General features: G+C 65.3%; 14 protein-coding genes. 8 read left to right on the top strand and 6 right to left on the bottom strand.

Features of this window, described 5'->3' with window-relative positions:
* The first annotated feature begins 75 nt into the window (after positions 1-75).
* The 5 genes from C4E04_RS16535 to C4E04_RS16515 all read left to right on the top strand — a co-directional run bounded on the left by C4E04_RS16535 (position 76) and on the right by C4E04_RS16515 (position 6,492).
* Positions 76-858: an N-formylglutamate amidohydrolase gene (locus tag C4E04_RS16535; RefSeq protein WP_371682004.1), complete on the top strand. Its 783-nt coding sequence runs from the start codon at positions 76-78 to the stop codon at positions 856-858.
* A 65-nt stretch (positions 859-923) separates the two neighbouring features.
* On the top strand, positions 924-2,459 hold the full coding sequence (locus tag C4E04_RS16530) for an amino acid permease (RefSeq protein ID WP_109599125.1): 1,536 nt from the start codon (positions 924-926) through the stop codon (positions 2,457-2,459).
* 62 nt (positions 2,460-2,521) lie between these two features.
* Positions 2,522-3,913 (top strand): glutamine synthetase family protein, encoded by a 1,392-nt coding sequence (locus C4E04_RS16525; protein ID WP_245416132.1) that lies wholly within the window; start codon positions 2,522-2,524, stop codon positions 3,911-3,913.
* 12 nt (positions 3,914-3,925) lie between these two features.
* On the top strand, positions 3,926-5,317 hold the full coding sequence (locus C4E04_RS16520; protein WP_109599121.1) for an aldehyde dehydrogenase family protein: 1,392 nt from the start codon (positions 3,926-3,928) through the stop codon (positions 5,315-5,317).
* A gap of 11 nt (positions 5,318-5,328) precedes the next feature.
* The gene (locus C4E04_RS16515; RefSeq protein ID WP_109599119.1) at positions 5,329-6,492 is read left to right on the top strand and encodes an iron-containing alcohol dehydrogenase; all 1,164 of its coding nucleotides are present in this window, start codon (positions 5,329-5,331) and stop codon (positions 6,490-6,492) included.
* A gap of 78 nt (positions 6,493-6,570) precedes the next feature.
* Here the strand turns inward: C4E04_RS16515 and C4E04_RS16510 are convergent, their stop codons facing one another.
* Positions 6,571-7,173 (bottom strand): NADPH-dependent FMN reductase, encoded by a 603-nt coding sequence (locus tag C4E04_RS16510; protein ID WP_109599117.1) that lies wholly within the window; start codon positions 7,171-7,173, stop codon positions 6,571-6,573.
* A gap of 103 nt (positions 7,174-7,276) precedes the next feature.
* Between C4E04_RS16510 and C4E04_RS16505 the strand changes: the two genes are divergently transcribed.
* Positions 7,277-7,678 carry a helix-turn-helix domain-containing protein gene (locus C4E04_RS16505; protein ID WP_109599115.1) on the top strand — a complete coding sequence of 134 codons (402 nt, stop codon included), beginning with the start codon at positions 7,277-7,279 and terminating at the stop codon, positions 7,676-7,678.
* Between the two features lie 10 nt (positions 7,679-7,688).
* Here the strand turns inward: C4E04_RS16505 and C4E04_RS16500 are convergent, their stop codons facing one another.
* Positions 7,689-8,348 carry an HAD family phosphatase gene (locus C4E04_RS16500; RefSeq protein ID WP_109599112.1) on the bottom strand — a complete coding sequence of 220 codons (660 nt, stop codon included), beginning with the start codon at positions 8,346-8,348 and terminating at the stop codon, positions 7,689-7,691.
* Between the two features lie 192 nt (positions 8,349-8,540).
* On the opposite strand from C4E04_RS16500, the gene C4E04_RS16495 reads away from it, so the two are divergent.
* On the top strand, positions 8,541-9,302 hold the full coding sequence (locus tag C4E04_RS16495) for a potassium channel family protein (RefSeq protein WP_245416131.1): 762 nt from the start codon (positions 8,541-8,543) through the stop codon (positions 9,300-9,302).
* A gap of 21 nt (positions 9,303-9,323) precedes the next feature.
* Here the strand turns inward: C4E04_RS16495 and C4E04_RS16490 are convergent, their stop codons facing one another.
* The 4 genes from C4E04_RS16490 to C4E04_RS16475 all read right to left on the bottom strand — a co-directional run bounded on the left by C4E04_RS16490 (position 9,324) and on the right by C4E04_RS16475 (position 14,767).
* Positions 9,324-10,439: an ABC transporter ATP-binding protein gene (locus C4E04_RS16490; RefSeq protein ID WP_109599110.1), complete on the bottom strand. Its 1,116-nt coding sequence runs from the start codon at positions 10,437-10,439 to the stop codon at positions 9,324-9,326.
* 5 nt (positions 10,440-10,444) lie between these two features.
* A complete protein-coding gene (locus C4E04_RS16485) occupies positions 10,445-12,634 on the bottom strand; it encodes an iron ABC transporter permease (RefSeq protein WP_109599108.1) in 2,190 nt (729 codons plus the stop codon).
* 115 nt (positions 12,635-12,749) lie between these two features.
* Positions 12,750-13,763 carry an ABC transporter substrate-binding protein gene (locus C4E04_RS16480; protein WP_109601218.1) on the bottom strand — a complete coding sequence of 338 codons (1,014 nt, stop codon included), beginning with the start codon at positions 13,761-13,763 and terminating at the stop codon, positions 12,750-12,752.
* A 203-nt stretch (positions 13,764-13,966) separates the two neighbouring features.
* Positions 13,967-14,767, bottom strand: coding sequence for an inositol monophosphatase family protein (locus tag C4E04_RS16475; RefSeq protein WP_109599106.1), 801 nt, complete (start codon positions 14,765-14,767; stop codon positions 13,967-13,969).
* A 184-nt stretch (positions 14,768-14,951) separates the two neighbouring features.
* Between C4E04_RS16475 and C4E04_RS16470 the strand changes: the two genes are divergently transcribed.
* Positions 14,952-15,389 carry an NUDIX hydrolase gene (locus C4E04_RS16470; protein ID WP_109599104.1) on the top strand — a complete coding sequence of 146 codons (438 nt, stop codon included), beginning with the start codon at positions 14,952-14,954 and terminating at the stop codon, positions 15,387-15,389.
* Positions 15,390-15,516: the final 127 nt, after the last annotated feature.

Genomic DNA, 15,516 nt, shown 5'->3' with positions numbered 1-15,516 from the left:
AACAACAAAAAGACGGGACGTATCGGGTGTTCAAACACCATCTCGTCGCTGTCGGGCGAACGAAGGGAGGGCCGCATGGCTCATGCGAGACCGATGCCGAGCGATGTCGGGCACGACGGATCCGCCGAGGATGCCGTCGCCCGCATCGAGAATGCGGGCGGGCGGTTTCCGGTTCTCTTCATCTGCGAGCATGCGTCCAACCATATTCCGGCGCGCTACGGCACCCTGGGTCTCGGGCCGGATGAGCGGGAAAGCCATATCGCCTGGGACCCGGGCGCTCTGGGCGTGGCGCGGCACCTGTCCGGAAGCCTCGACGCGCCGCTGATCCACGCGACGGTCTCGCGCCTCGTTCTCGATCTCAACCGGGATCCTTCGGCGCCGGATTCGATTGCGCCCGTGAGCGAGAACACCCCCATTCCGGGCAACGCAGTGCTTTTGCCTGCGGAGCGGGCGCAGCGGGTGAGCGACGTCTATGAGCCGTTCCATCGCGCCGTTGAGGATTTCGCCGCCTCCCGCGCAGACGGGATCGCGGCCGTCGTGTCGATTCATTCCTTCACGCCCGTCTACCGGGGCGTTCCGCGCCCCTGGCAGATCGGCCTCATCTTCGACCGGGACAAGCGCCTCGCCCGCAGCGTTTCGGCGGGACTTGCGCAGGAGGCCGGGCTCTGCGTGGGCATGAACGAACCCTACAGCCCGGACGACCGGGTCTTCCATACCCTCGACCGCCACGCCGTGCGGCGGGGGCTGGCGCCACTCATGATCGAGATCCGCAACGACCTGATCCGCACGGAAGACGGACAGGCCTCGTGGGCGAAGCGTCTCGCACCCTTGCTGAGGGAGGCAATGCGGACGCTGTGACGACGGCCACGGCGCGTGGTGTGCCGTGGCTTCAGAGGGCAGACTTATTCTTGGAGGAAAAGTCTATGTCAGTCGGACAAGGGAGTCACGGGGTTCAGGCCCCGCCGGCAGGTGCGCAGAGCGCCGCCGGCATTACCTACACTACCGTGGACGAAAGCTATTTCGAGGCCCGGCGCCTGAAGCGCCATGCCCGCGTCTGGTCGCTCTGGGCGCTCGGCGTCGGCGCGGTGGTCTCGGGCCATTACTCGGGCTGGAACCTGGGCCTCGCCAACGGCTTCGGCTCGATGTTCTTCGCGACCATCATCATCGCCATCATGTATCTCGGCCTCACCTTCTCGATTGCCGAGATGTCGCCGGCCCTGCCGCACACGGGCGGCGCGTATTCGTTTGCCCGCACGTCCATGGGGCCGTGGGCGGGCTATATCACGGGGATCGCGGAGAACATCGAGTTCGTGCTCACGCCGGCCGTGATCGTGTTCTTCATCGGCTCCTACCTGAGCGGGATCTTCGAAACCGGCCCAGCCTACCAGCCGATCTACTGGATCGTCTGCTATGCCATTTTCGTCGGGCTGAACATCGTCGGGGTCGAGCTGTCGTTCAAGGTCACCGTGACGGTCACGCTGCTGGCGCTCGCCTGCCTCGTGGTGTTCTACCTGTCGGTGCTGTTCTCGGGCCAGTACGACTTCTCCCGCTGGGCGCTCAACATGGGGCCGGGCGGCGTGGAACTGCCGGAGGGCAATGGGCCGTTCCTGCCCATGGGCATCGGCGGCATCTTCGCCACCATGCCCTTTGCCGTGTGGCTCTTCCTCGCAATCGAGCAGCTGCCCCTGGCCGCAGAGGAATCCCACGATCCGCAGCGCGACATGCCGAAAGGCATCATCGCCGGCATCCTGACGCTGATCGCCTCCGCGTTCTGCGTGATCTTCCTGAACACGGGCATCGCGCCGGGCGCTATGGGATACGCCAAGTCCACCGAGCCGCTGCTCGACGGGTTCCGCACCCTGTTCGGCTCCGACATCGCAAAGATCCTCGCGGCGGTCGCGGTGATCGGCCTCATCGCATCGTTCCACACGATCATCTTCGCGTTCGGGCGGCAGATCTACTCCCTGTCGCGGGCGGGCTACTTCCCCAGCTTCCTGTCCATCACCCACGGCCAGCGCAAGACCCCGCACGTGGCCCTCATCACCGGAGCCGTCCTCGGTCTTCTGGTGATGATGATCATCTGGTTCTCGCTGGGGGCCGATGCGGGCGGTTCCGTCATCGGCGGAACGCTGCTCAACATGGCCGTGGCGGGCGCGATGCTGGCCTATTTCATGCAGGGCATGTCCTACATCGTGCTGAAGCGGAAATTCGCGCATCTCCATCGGCCCTATGTGAGCCCCTTCGGCGTCGCGGGCGCGGTGATCTGCATGGTCATCGCGGCCGTCACGCTCTTCTTCCAGTTCACCGATCCGGTCTTCCAGACGGCGGTGATCGGGGTCGCGGTCTATTATGCGGTCATGATGGCCTATTTCCTGGTCCATGGACGTCATAAGCTCATCCTCTCGCCCGAGGAGGAGTTCGCCGTGTCCAAGGGCGAGGCCGAGTACAGATCCTATTGATGAACCTGGGGGAGCGCGGATCCTGCGCTCCCCCTCCTGCTCCTTCTCGCCAGGGTTCCGGCATGAACGCCCCCACATTTCGCATGGACATACCAAAGATCAGGACGGCGGCCGATGCGGCCGCTTATGTGCGCAGCCGCGACCTGCCCTTCGTGAAGATCGGTCTCGTCGATGTCGACGGCATCATGCGCGGGAAGTATATGGCCCGGGACAAGTTCGAATCCGCCCTGGAGAAGGGCTTCGGCTTCTGCGACGTGGTGCTCGGCTGGGACTCGAACGACCAGCTCTACGACAACACCACGCTCACCGGCTGGCACACGGCCTATCCGGACGCCACGGCAAGGATCCTGCCCGATACCATGCGGCTGATCCCCTTCGAGAACGACCTGCCGTTCTTCCTGGCCGAGTTCGAGGGCTATGCGGAAGCCGCCTGTCCCCGCGGGACCCTGCGCCGGGTGCTCGACCGGGCAAACGACATGGGCTTCGCGGTCTCGGCCGCGGCCGAGTTCGAGTTCTTCCTGTTCGAGGAGACGCCGCATTCCGTCCGCGAGAAAAGCTATCGCGGCCTGAAAAACATCACGCCCGGCTTCTTCGGCTATTCGGTGCTGCGCTCGGGCGTGCACTCGGAATTCTATCACGACCTGCTCGACATGGCGGCCAAGATGGATTTCGAGATCGAGGGCCTCCACACGGAGACCGGCCCCGGCGTGCTCGAAGCGGCCATCCGAGTCGACGATGCGCTTCAGGCCGCCGACAAGGCTGCCCTGTTCAAGACTTACACCAAGATCCTCGCCCAGCGCCGCGGCTGGATGGCGACCTTCATGGCCAAGTGGTCCCGCGACTGGCCGGGGCAGTCCGGCCATCTCCACACCTCCCTGCGCGACGTGAAGTCCGGCAAGGGCGCCTTCTACGATCCGGACAAACCGCACAACATGTCGGACACGATGCGCTGGTTCGTGGGCGGGCAGCAGCAGCTGATGCCCGAGATGCTCGCCATGGTTGCCTGCACGGTGAACAGCTATACGCGCCTCATCCCGGGCTTCTGGGCGCCGACCGATGCGGCCTGGGGCGTGGAGAACCGCACCACGGCTTTGCGCGTGATCCCCGGCTCCGAGAAATCGCAGCGCGTGGAGTACCGGGTCGCGGCGGCGGACATCAATCCCTACATCGCGCTCGCGGCCGCCATCGGGTCGGGCCTCTGGGGCATCGAGCACAGGATCGAGCCCGGCGATCCGATCCAGGGCAATGCCTACGAGGTGAAGCATCCGAAGAAGCGGGCACTGCCCCGCTCGCTGGGCGAGGCCGCCGAGCGCCTGAGGGCCTCGAAGCCCGCCCGCCAGCTTTTCGGCGACACTTTCGTTGACCATTATGCGGCAACGCGCGAATGGGAGGAACGGGAGGCCAGGAAAGCCATCACCGACTGGCAGCTCGCCCGGTATTTCGAGATCATCTGAAAAAGCACGATCATGGCCGACACCGATATCGTCTGCGTTTCCCCCATCGACGGGCGCGAGCTCGTTCGCCGTCCCATCATGTCCGAGACCGCCATCGAGGCCGCCATCGCGGCGGCGCGAGAGGCACAGAAGGCCTGGCGGCACGTGCCCCTTGCCGAGCGCGCCGCCAAGGTTCTGGGCCTGCTCGATGCGCTCGTCGCCATGAACCAGGAGGTGGTGCCGGAGCTCGCCCAGCAGATGGGCCGCCCCGTCCGCTACGGCGGCGAGTTCCGGGGCGTCGAGGAGCGGGCGCGCCACATGGTCCGCATCGCCGAGGAGAGCCTGAAGGCTCTTCCGCCGGATGACGAGAAGCCGGGCTTCCGGCGCATGATCAAGCGCGAGCCGGTCGGCCTCGTGCTGGTCGTCGCGCCCTGGAACTACCCCTATCTCACGGCCATCAACACCGTCGCGCCGGCGCTCATGGCCGGCAACGCGGTTCTGCTCAAGCACGCCTCGCAGACCGTTTTGGCGGGTGAGCGCTTCCAGATGGCGGCCGACCGGGCCGGCCTGCCGAAGGGCCTCTTCCAGAACCTTCATCTCAGTCACGATCAGACGAGCCGCATTCTCGGCGGCGGTCTCGTGGACCATTGCAACTTCACCGGTTCGGTCGCGGGCGGGCGGGCCATCGAGCGCGCGGCGGCGGGCTCGTTCACGTCGCTCGGCCTCGAACTCGGCGGCAAGGACCCGGCCTATGTGCGCGAGGATGCGGATATCGGCCACGCCATCGAGAACCTGGTGGACGGCGCCTTCTTCAATTCCGGCCAGTGCTGCTGCGGCATCGAGCGCATCTACGTCCATGAAAAGCACTATGACCGATTCGTGGAAGGTGCGGTTGCGCTCGTGAACACATACGTGCTCGGCAACCCGCTCGACGAGGCGACGACCCTCGGGCCGATGGCGCATAAGCGCTTCGCCGACCTCGTGCGCCAGCAGAACGCCGAGGCCGTGGCCAAGGGCGCCAGGGCGCATATCGACGCGAAGCGTTTCGCGGCGGATCGCGGGGACAGCGCCTATCTGGCGCCGCAGGTGCTCACGCATGTGGACCATTCCATGAGCGTGATGCGCGAGGAGAGCTTCGGGCCAACCGTCGGTATCATGAAGGTGAAGGGCGACGAGGAGGCGATCCGCCTCATGAACGACTCGCCCTATGGCCTCTCGGCCGCCATCTGGACCTCCGACTTGGATGCCGCGGAGGCGATCGGCGACAGGCTTGAGACCGGCACCGTCTTCATGAACCGCTGCGACTATCTCGATCCGGCTCTCGCGTGGACGGGCGTGAAGGATACGGGCCGCGGCGCCAGTCTCTCGCGCCTCGCCTACGAGTCGCTCACCCGTCCGAAATCCTTCCATCTCCGTCAGCTCTGAGTGCGCCTCACATGACCGCTTCTCCCCGCTCCAACTGGAACTACCCGACCGCGATCCGCTTCGGCGCCGGCCGCATCGCCGAACTGGCCGAGGCCTGCAAATCGGTCGGCATGACGGCGCCGCTCATCGTGACGGACCCGTTCCTCGCCACCCAGCCCATGACGAAGAACGCCCTGGAGGCCCTGAAGGCCGCGGGCCTCAAGGCCGCAATCTTCTCGGAGATCAAGCCGAACCCGGTCGAGACCAATGTCTACAAGGGGCTGGAGGCCCTGAGGGCCGGCGGGCATGACGGTGTCGTGGCCTTCGGCGGCGGCTCGGCTCTCGATGCCGGCAAGGTCATCGCCTTCATGAAGGGCCAGACGCGGCCCATGTGGGATTTCGAGGATATCGGCGACTGGTGGACCCGGGCGGACCCGAAGGGGATCGCGCCGATCATCGCGGTGCCGACCACGGCCGGCACCGGCTCGGAGGTGGGGCGCGCGGGCGTCATCACCCAGGAGGCGACCCACACCAAGAAAGTGATTTTCCATCCGCTCATGATGCCGAGGATCACGATCTGCGACCCGGAGCTGACGGTCGGCATGCCGCCTCACATCACGGCCGGGACGGGGCTCGATGCGCTCGCCCATTGCCTCGAAGCCTATTGCGCCCCTGGCTATCACCCGATGGCGGACGGCATCGCCGTGGAGGGCATCCGCCTCGTGAAGGAATACCTGCCGCGGGCCTACAAGGACGGGCGGGACATCGAGGCCCGCGCCAACATGATGTCGGCCGCCGCCATGGGCGCCACCGCGTTCCAGAAGGGGCTGGGCGCCATCCACGCCCTGTCGCATCCTGCGGGCGCACTCTACGACACCCATCACGGGCTCACCAACGCGGTCTTCATGCCTTACGTGCTGGTCTATAACCGCGCTGCCATCGAAGAGAGGATCGAGCGGCTCGCCGCCTATATCGGGCTGGAGCCGAGCTTCCAGGCCTTCCTCGACTGGGTGCTGCAGCTGCGCAAGGATCTCGGTGTGCCGCACACGCTGGAGGGCCTGAAGATCGACGCAGCCCGCTTCGACGAGATGTCCGCCATGGCCCCGGACGATCCGACTGCGGGCGGCAACCCGGTTCCGATTACGAAGGAGAGCGCCCGCCGGCTCTACGAGACCGCATTGGCGGGCCGGCTGTAAGCCGCCATCGAACAGGTTAAAACAAAGGCGCCGTTGCTCCGTGCAACGGCGCCTTTTTTGCGCTCGGCAATTCCCGAATTACGCGGCCTGAGCCTTTGTCTGCAGCGACGCCTTGTGTTGGCTGCGGAGACCCTTGAGCGCCTCTGCCCATTTGTACATCTCGTCGAGCATTGCGGTGGCGGATGTCTTGTAGATTTCCTCGGGCTTCAGCTTTCCGTTCTCCAGGTGCGGGAACACCATGGGCATCGGCACGCCTTCCGGAATCGGCATCATCTTGAAGGTGGTGAGGATCTGCTTGGTCACCTGAACGGCGCGCAGGCCGCCCGAGACACCGCCATAGCTGACGAAGCCGGCCGGGGTGTAGGCCCATTCGACGGCCAGATAGTTCAAGGCGTTGAGAAGCGAGGGCGGCGGGCCGTAATTGTATTCGGGCGTGACGAACACGAAGGCATCGGCCGAGGCTACGCTCTCGCTCCAGGCCTTGGTGTGAGCGTGGCGGTAGTTCCTCAGGCGCGGATGCTCGGGCTCGTTGAAGACGGGCAGGTCGAAATCGGCGAGATCCACCAGGACCGGATCGAACTTGCCATGCTCGGCGGCAAAGTCATTAAACCAGTGTGCGACGCCGGGGCCGACCCGGCCGGGGCGCGTGCTGGCGATGATCGTGTGAAGCTTCAGCGACATGGAGTCTCCTCGGGATTGCATGAAACGGAAAACCAACTAAGTTCCGTTTTGTTACCGAGGCTCATAAAGTAACTTTTGGAGCCCGCCGCAAGGAGGCACTTTTTTGACACCCGGTCACATCCATGTTCCCACCAACTGCCGAACCGTGACCGAGATCCTGTCCCGGGTCGGCGACAAATGGACCGTTCAGGTGGTCGTCCAGCTCGGCAGCGGGCCGAAGCGCTTCAACGAGCTGCGCCGCATCGTCGAGGGAATCTCGCAGCGGATGCTGACCCTGACCCTGCGCGGCCTGGAGCGCGACGGGCTGGTGCAGCGCACGGTCTATCCGACGATTCCGCCCAAGGTCGAATATCGCCTGACGGCGCTCGGCTGCTCGCTGCTCGAAACGGTGCGCGGCCTTGGCGATTGGGCCATCCGCAACCGGGACCAGATCCTGGCGGCCCGCCACCGATTCGACGAAACGGAAAGTGGGCAGCCCGAAGAGCGGCAATCCGACGCGGCCTGAACTGGAAAACTCAGGCGCGGATCCGCTCCTCCAGGATGTCCCAGAGGGCAGGGTCGTGGAAATCCGCGATGGTCCGGTCGGCGCCCGCGGCCGTGATCTCTTCGGTGGTGAGGCCCGTCAGCATGCCGAAGGAGAACAGCCCCGCTCCCTTGGCGGCCTTCATGCCGGACGGCGAATCCTCGAAGGCAATCGCGTCCCGGGCATCGATCCCGAGCCGCTCCAGGGCCGTGAGATAGGGAAGGGGATCCGGCTTGCCGCGGACGACGTCCTCGATCGTCACCTTGACGGCGAAACGCTCCGCCACGCCGATGATGCCGAGCATGTGGGTGGCGTTCAGGATCGGCGCATTGGTCACGAGGGCGACATGGATGCCCTTCGAATCCGCCCAGTCGAGGAGTTCCGGCAGCCCGTCCAGGGGCTTGAGATCCGTCGCGAGCCTGCGGAAGGCCGCTTCCTTCTGCTCCGCGAATTCCTCGTGCTCGGAAACGGAATGGTTGGGCAGCAGGGTCGCGAAGATGGATTCGTTGGTGTGGCCGATGATGGAATTGCGGAACACCACGTCGTCGATCACGACGCCCTCCGGCCCGAGCACCTCCGCGAAAGCCTGAAGGTGAACCGGGTCGCTGTGGACGAGGGTACCGTCCATGTCGAAAATCAGGGCCTTGAGCATCGGATGGGGTCTTGTCGGTTCGAAAATATGCCAGGAATGGCGCCTGCCGGAACGACTCGTTCGGTCCGGGTGCGCCTGCTAGAGTTCGGGCGAAGACTTACAGGTTAAACCATGGCCGATAAACCTGTTGTGAACAGGGCTGACAAGAGAGGTTTCCGGCGCCGTCGCATGCATCGGGGAAGCCTCAGGAAGATGATCGAAAGGGTGAGGGCCCTTTACGAGGGCAATTCGCACACGGCTTATCGATTCCGCTATGGGCTCCTGATCTTCGATGTCACGACGATCCTTTTCATCGTGGTGTCTTCTTTCCTGCCGCGCTTCGCCGCGATGGAATGGCTCGACACCATGATCGGTCTCGTCATCCTTGCCGATTTCTCGGCCCGTTTCGCCATCAGCCGAACCCCGTGGCGTGACCTCGCAAGGCCGAGCACTTGGGCCGATGTGGCCGCGATCGTGTCCTTCCTCGCGCCCATCGTCGGTGAAGGAATCGGTTTCCTGCGCATTCTTCGCACGGTGAGGCTCCTTCGGACCTATCAGCTCCTGTCGCGCCTCCGAGCCGACAGCAACTTCTTCCGACGGAACGAGGATCTCATCGTCGCCTCGGTCAATCTCGGCGTCTTCATTTTTGTCATGACCGGCTTCGTCTACGAGACCCAGCATCGGTCCAACCCGGCCATCGGCAATTACATCGACGCGCTCTACTTCACGGTCGCCGCGCTGACGACGACGGGGTTCGGCGACGTCACGCTCAGCGGAACGGTCGGGCGCCTGGTTTCCGTCGTCATCATGATCTTCGGCGTGACCCTGTTCCTGCGGCTGGTCCAGGTTCTCTTAAGGCCGCCGAAGATCCGTTTTCCATGTCCCGTCTGCGGCCTCCGCCTCCATGATCGGGATGCGATCCATTGCAAGGCGTGCGGGACCATCCTGAGCATTCCGGACGAGGGACAGGTTTAGGCGCCTGCCGCTCCCACCATTTCAGGCGTTAGGAATGACCGCCACGCCGCGCTGGCGCGTCAGGGAGATCGAGACCGGCGTGCCCGGTGCGATGGGCTCCTTGCGGCCATACTGAACCACGAACAGGGTGCCGATGGGGCTTTCCACATCGTATTCCACCTGCGTCCCGAGATAGGAGGCCTTCCGGACAGTGCCCGCCAGGACTCCCTCTCCGGCCGGGCCTTCCTCCAGAAGGATGGCATCGGGCCGCACCGCGAGCTTGACCGGGCCCGGATTCGCGCCGCGATGGGGCAGGGTAAGGACCACACCGCCGATGCGCACCTGCGCGTCGGAGCCCTCCCGGCTGAGGAGCGTGCCGTCGAGAATGTTCGCGTCGCCGATGAAGTCGGCCACGAACAGGTCGGCCGGCTCCTCGTAGAGTTCCCGCGGGGCGCCGGTCTGGGCGATGCGGGCATTCGACATCACGATGATGCGGTCGGAGACCGCGAGCGCCTCTTCCTGGTCGTGGGTCACATAGGCGACCGTCAGGTTCAGGCTCTGCTGCAATTCGCGGATGTCCTCACGCACCCGTCGCCGCAGCTTCGCGTCGAGGTTGGAGAGGGGCTCGTCGAAGAGCAGGACCTGCGGCTCGAGCACGAGGGCGCGCGCCACGGCGACGCGCTGCTGCTGGCCGCCGGACAATTCGGAGGGCGCGCGCTTCTCGAGGCCCGTAAGGCCTACGAGGCCGAGCTTCTCCATGGCCATCGCGTGGGCTTCCTTCTTCGGGATGCCTTGCACGGACGGCCCATAGGCCACGTTCTCCAGCACCGACATATGCGGGAAGAGCGCATAGGACTGGAACACCATGCTCACGTCGCGGTCGGCGGCCGAGAGGTTCGTGACGTCCCGGTTGCCGATCAGGATCTGGCCTTCGCTTGCCATTTCCAGGCCGGCGATCATGCGCAGGGTCGTGGTCTTGCCGCAGCCGGACGGGCCGAGCAGGGTCACGAGTTCCCCGGGCGCAATCGAGAAGGACACGCTGTCCACGGCCGTGACCTTGCCGTAGCGCTTGGTCACGTTGCGGAACTCCACGGAGGCCGCCTCCTTGCGGGTCGTTCGCGCGGCACCTGGGACGGAGAGGGAGGATACGTTGGACATCTGGTTCATGGCGCAGCCTGGATGGCGATGGGAGCAGTGTTGGTGCCGGCGCTGCGGCGACCCAGGCGCCGCTCGCCGACGGCGAACTGGATGGCGACGATCGCCAGGAGCATCACGAAGATGAGCACCGTCGAATACGCGATGGCAAGGCCGAACTCGCCCGCCTCGACGCGGCCGACGATATAGGTCGTGGCCATGTTGTACTCCGCCGTGACGAGGAAGATGACGGCGCTGACCGCGGTCATCGCGCGCACGAAGGAATAGACCAGCGAGGCTACGATGGCGGGGCGGAGCAGCGGCAGCACGATCCGGCGCATGGTGGTGGCCGACCGGGCGCCCAGCGTCAGGGAGGCCTCGTCGAGGCTCTTGTCGATCTGGCTCAGGGTCGCGATGCCGGAGCGCACGCCCACCGGCATGTTACGGAACACGAAGCACATCACCAGGATGAAGCCCGTGCCGGTGATTTCGATGGGCGGCACGTTGAAGGCCAGGATGTAGGATACGCCGACGACCGTGCCCGGAATGGCGAAGCTCAGGAGCGTGCCGAACTCGAAGGCGCGCTGGCCCGAGAAGCGCTGGCGCGTGAGGAGATAGGCGGTGAGCAGGCCGATGGCCGCGGTCAGCGGAGCCGAGAGCGCCGCGACCTTCACGGTGGCGAAGAAGGAATCCCAGGCGGAGCCCGAGAAGTACAGGCCCCACTCGGCCTGCTCGACCCGGAAGGCCGTGAGGAAATGGTCGAGGGTGGGCGTGTAGTCGCGGCCCATGGAGCGCACGAAGCCGCCGACGAAGATGATCACGTAGACCACGAGGGTGAACACGGCCCAGGGGATCGCCGTGAGATAGGACGCAAGGGCGACCCGGCGCGGCAGCGGCAGCGGAATGCCCGCATCGCCCTTGCCAGTGACCGTGGTGTAGACCTTTTTGCCGAGCCAGGCGTGCTGGAGCCAGAAGGCGCCGAGCGTGAATCCGAGCAGGATGATCGATAGAACCGCTGCGCGTCCCTGGTCCTGCTGCGCGCCGACCACCGCGAAGAAGATCTTGGTGGACAACACCTCGTAGTTTCCGCCGAGGACGAGGGGATTGCCGAAATCGGCGAGGCTTTCCACGAAGCCGAGCAGGAATGCGTTGGCGAGGCCTGGACGCATGAGCGGGAGGGTGACCGTGAGGAAGGTCGTCCAGCTCTTCGCGCGCAGGGTCTGGGAGGCTTCCTCGAGGGTGGGGCTGATGCCCTGGACCACCCCGATCAGCACCAGGAAGGCGATCGGCGTGAAGGCCAGGAGCTGGGAGATGAAGACGCCGGGCAGGCCGTAGATCCAGCGGGAGCGCGGAATGCCGAACCAGTCGTAGAGAACAGCCGAGAGGGCGCCCGAGCGGCCGAAGAGCAGGATCAGCGCAAGGCCGATCACGAAGGGCGGCGTGATGATGGGCAGGACGCTCATGACGCGCAGCAGCTTCTTGAAGCGGAAGCTCGTGCGCGTGGCGATCAGCGCAAAGGCGAGGCCGAGCGCGGTGGTGCCGAAGGCCACGAGGATGCCGAGGAAGAGGGTGTTCCAGGCAACGCCGCAGCGCAGGTCGCCGGTCAGGCAGTCGAGGCCCCAGATCGACCGGTCCACAAACTTTTCCAGAAAGACCAGGGGGGCGAAATGGCCCGCATCGTCCGCGAAGGCACTGGCCAGGATGGTCGTGACGGGGAAGAACACGAACACGATGATGAGGGCGATGACCACGCCGATGGACGAGGTCACGAAGGCATCGCCCCGGCACCAGCCCCGGGCCGCAAGCCCGTGGCAGAGCAGGATGAGGAAGGCCGTGGCCGTGAGCGCGGCGCCGTAGCCCATGCCGGCCTGATGCGGGCCGGGCTCGCCGAAGAGCGACTTGAGGAAGTCGTAAGTCCAGCCGTTGAGGCCGATGGAGAAGCCCTGCAGCAGGATGAGGAGAAGGCCGAGGATGCCCGCCCCGGTCAGCCAGTCGGCCAGGGAGGCCGGGTCGGGCCGCATGGCGGGGCGCAGCAGCATGAGCAGCGGGGCGATGACCGGCAGGAGCCACCATGCGCCCTTCAGGCCGAGCACCAGGCCCGATCCGCCCACAAGAGCATCCGTCCAGCCGACGGAAGCAGCGCGATCGAAGCCATACCAGGGCAGGAGCGCGTAACCGATCCAGCCCAGGACGATCCAGCCGAGGGTTGCCCGCGACATATCCATCCTCGCACGAATCCTTGGAGGGGCGCCGAGGCCGTCCTCCAGGGGTGTTCACCAATGACAAAAAAGCGGCGAGGCCTTGCGGGCCTCGCCGAACGGAAGACCGGGCCGACTATTTCGGCAGGTTTTTCACCTCGTTGTCCCACTTGGACAGGAGACGCTTGCGCTCCTCCGAGGAACCGTACTTCGCGAAGTCGAAGTTGATCAGCTTGATTTCTTCGAGCTTCGGAGCCTGCGGCGGAACCGGCGTGCTCTTGTTCGACGGCACCTGGTAGGACTTGGCCTCCGCGCCGAGCTTCTGCGCCGCGGGGGTCAGCGCCCAGTCGTAGAACTTCTTGGCGCTGTCCATGTTCTTGGCGCCCTTGATGATCGACATGGAGCCGATCTCGTAGCCCGTGCCCTCGCAGGGGGCGACGACCTTCACGGGAGCCTTGTCCACCACCATGGTCACGATGTCGTGCATGAACGCGATGCCGACCGTGGTCTCGCCGAGCGCCATGGCCTTGGCCGGAGCGGCGCCGGACTTGGTGTACTGGTTGATGTTCTTGTGCAGGGACTTGAGATAGTCGAAGCCCTTATCCTCGCCCATGATCTGGACGATGGTGGCCAGCAGCGTATAGGCCGTGCCGGAGGAGTTCGGGTCCGCCATCTGGACCTCGTCCTTCAGCTTGGGATTGAGCAGATCGGCCCAGCATTTCGGCTCGGCGACGCCCTTCGACTTGATGAGCTCGGTGTTGTAGCCGAAGCCGAGCGCGCCCGAATAGATGCCGACCGTGCGGTTCTTGGACTGCTCCCACTGGCGCACCGCCCAGTCCTGAAGCTCGCCGAGCTTGGGCGACTTGTACTCGACCGTGAGGCCTTCCTCGGCGGCCTGCATGTGCGGGTCGCCCGTGCCGCCCCACCAGATGTCGGCGCGGGGATTGGCGGACTCCGCCTTGACCTGGGCGTAGATCTCGCCCGAGCTCTTGCGGGTCATCGAAACCTTGATGCCCGTCTCCCGCTCGAAGGCGGTCGTCATGGCCCGGCACCATTCTTCCTGCACGCCGCAATACATCACGAGCGCGCCCTGGGCCTGGGCCGAAGCGGCCGACAGGAACGACAGGGCCGCGGTGGTGCCGGCCAGCATCGTGGCCGCAATGAAGGTCTTCTTCAGTTTCACTTGGATCCTCCCACGTGGATGGTATTTTGTTTTTCTTGGTCGGCTAAGCTCCAATCAATAGGCCTGCCGGTCAAGACCCTTGAATGCGTCTTTCGAGGGATCGGGCGAAAGCCCGGTCCCGCAAGCGAAAAAGCCCCTTTGCCTGTGGAAAAGAGGCCCGGGAGCGGGCATCAGGCCGCCGCTTTGCCGATGCGGATGCCCGTGGCGGCCGTGACGGGGCCGGCGAGCTCCGGCGTGCAGGCGAGCACCGGGTTCCCCGTGCGGAGCCCGTCGCCGGCCAGGAAGTCGTTGGTCACGCCTCCGGCTTCCTCGACGATCAGGAGCCCGGCCAGGACGTCCCAGGCATTGATGTGGAGTTCGCAATAGGCGTCGATCCGGCCGTCCGCCACATACACGATCCCGAGGGTCCCGGAGCCGCCGCGGCGCACGTTGGCGCCGGCCTGCTTCAGGCGCTCCACCATGGCCAGATAAGGCTCGGACGGCATCCGGGCGGACCAACCGGCCTCCACGGTGGCCTGGCGGAGATCGGCGAGCCCGCTCACATGGATGGGCTTGCTGTTCAGGGCCGCGCCGCCACCGCGCCGGGCCGTGTAGAGTTCGTCGTGCATCACGTCGAGAACGATGCCGATCTCGACCCGTTCGTCCCGAAGGAATGCGATGGAGACGGCGAAATGCGGGATGCCGCGGGCGAAATTCGCCGTTCCGTCGATGGGGTCCACCACCCAGACATCCCGCTCGAAGGAGCCGCCGCCCTCCTCGCCGAAGAAGGAATCCTGCGGGAAAAGCGCCAGGAGGCGGCTCCTGATGAGCTCCTCCACCTCGGAATCCGTGGCCGTGAGGAAGTCCTGCGGACCCTTCATGTCGGCGCGCTGCGAGCGGGGCCGTTCGAGGAAACGCCGGCGCGCCAGGGCTCCGGCTTCCCGCGCGACCGCGCAGGCCGCTTCGAAACGCGTGTTCAGATCGTCTTGCATGGTTGAGTATCCGCCCCGGGACCGGGCCCGGCCGGCCGTTGCCGGGCATTCATTTGGGTTGTCGTACGGTCTGGAACCGCTCGTCCCGAAACAGGTTCGGAACTTTGCGGTTTGGTTGTTGATTAGCCGGCTCAAATCAATCAGATTTGAGCCCTCACCTCAAGAGAGCCTCTTTCAGCAGAGAATGCCCAAAAAAGCCATCAGTCTTCCCAACGGCGAACTGTGCCAGGTCGCGGCCCTTCCGTTCCGGATCAAGGACGGGAAGGTCGAGGTGCTTCTCGTCACCTCGCGGGAGACCAAGCGGTGGCTCATTCCCAAGGGCTGGCCCATGAAGGGCAAGAAGCCGCACAAGGCGGCCGCCCAGGAGGCTGTCGAGGAGGCGGGCGTCAAGGGCTCCATCCAGAACAAGCCCATCGGGCATTACGAGTACTGGAAGCGCCGGACCGAGCATTTCGACCTGTGCCGGGTCGAGGTTTACCCGCTCGAAGTCTCCAAGCAGCTCAAGACCTGGCGCGAGAAGGGCCAGCGCGACGCCCAGTGGTTCGACGTGGAGGATGCGGCCTACCGGGTCCTGGAGCCGGCGCTGGCCGAGCTCATCCGTGGACTGCCGGCTCATCTGTGAGCCCTGATCCCCTCTCTGGCCGGGACGGAAATTTCGGGTCGCGAGGGAACGCAACGATTCCCAGAAAGTCTTCCTTAGCGTTACCCGGCCGACGCCCGGCCGGTCCTTGCGCGTTTACGGGAGACGG

This window comes from Microvirga sp. 17 mud 1-3, assembly GCF_003151255.1.
Taxonomy (GTDB): Bacteria; Pseudomonadota; Alphaproteobacteria; order Rhizobiales; family Beijerinckiaceae; genus Microvirga.
Note: the sequence above shows the minus strand (reverse complement) of the source record. Positions and strands in the feature narration are given on the sequence as shown.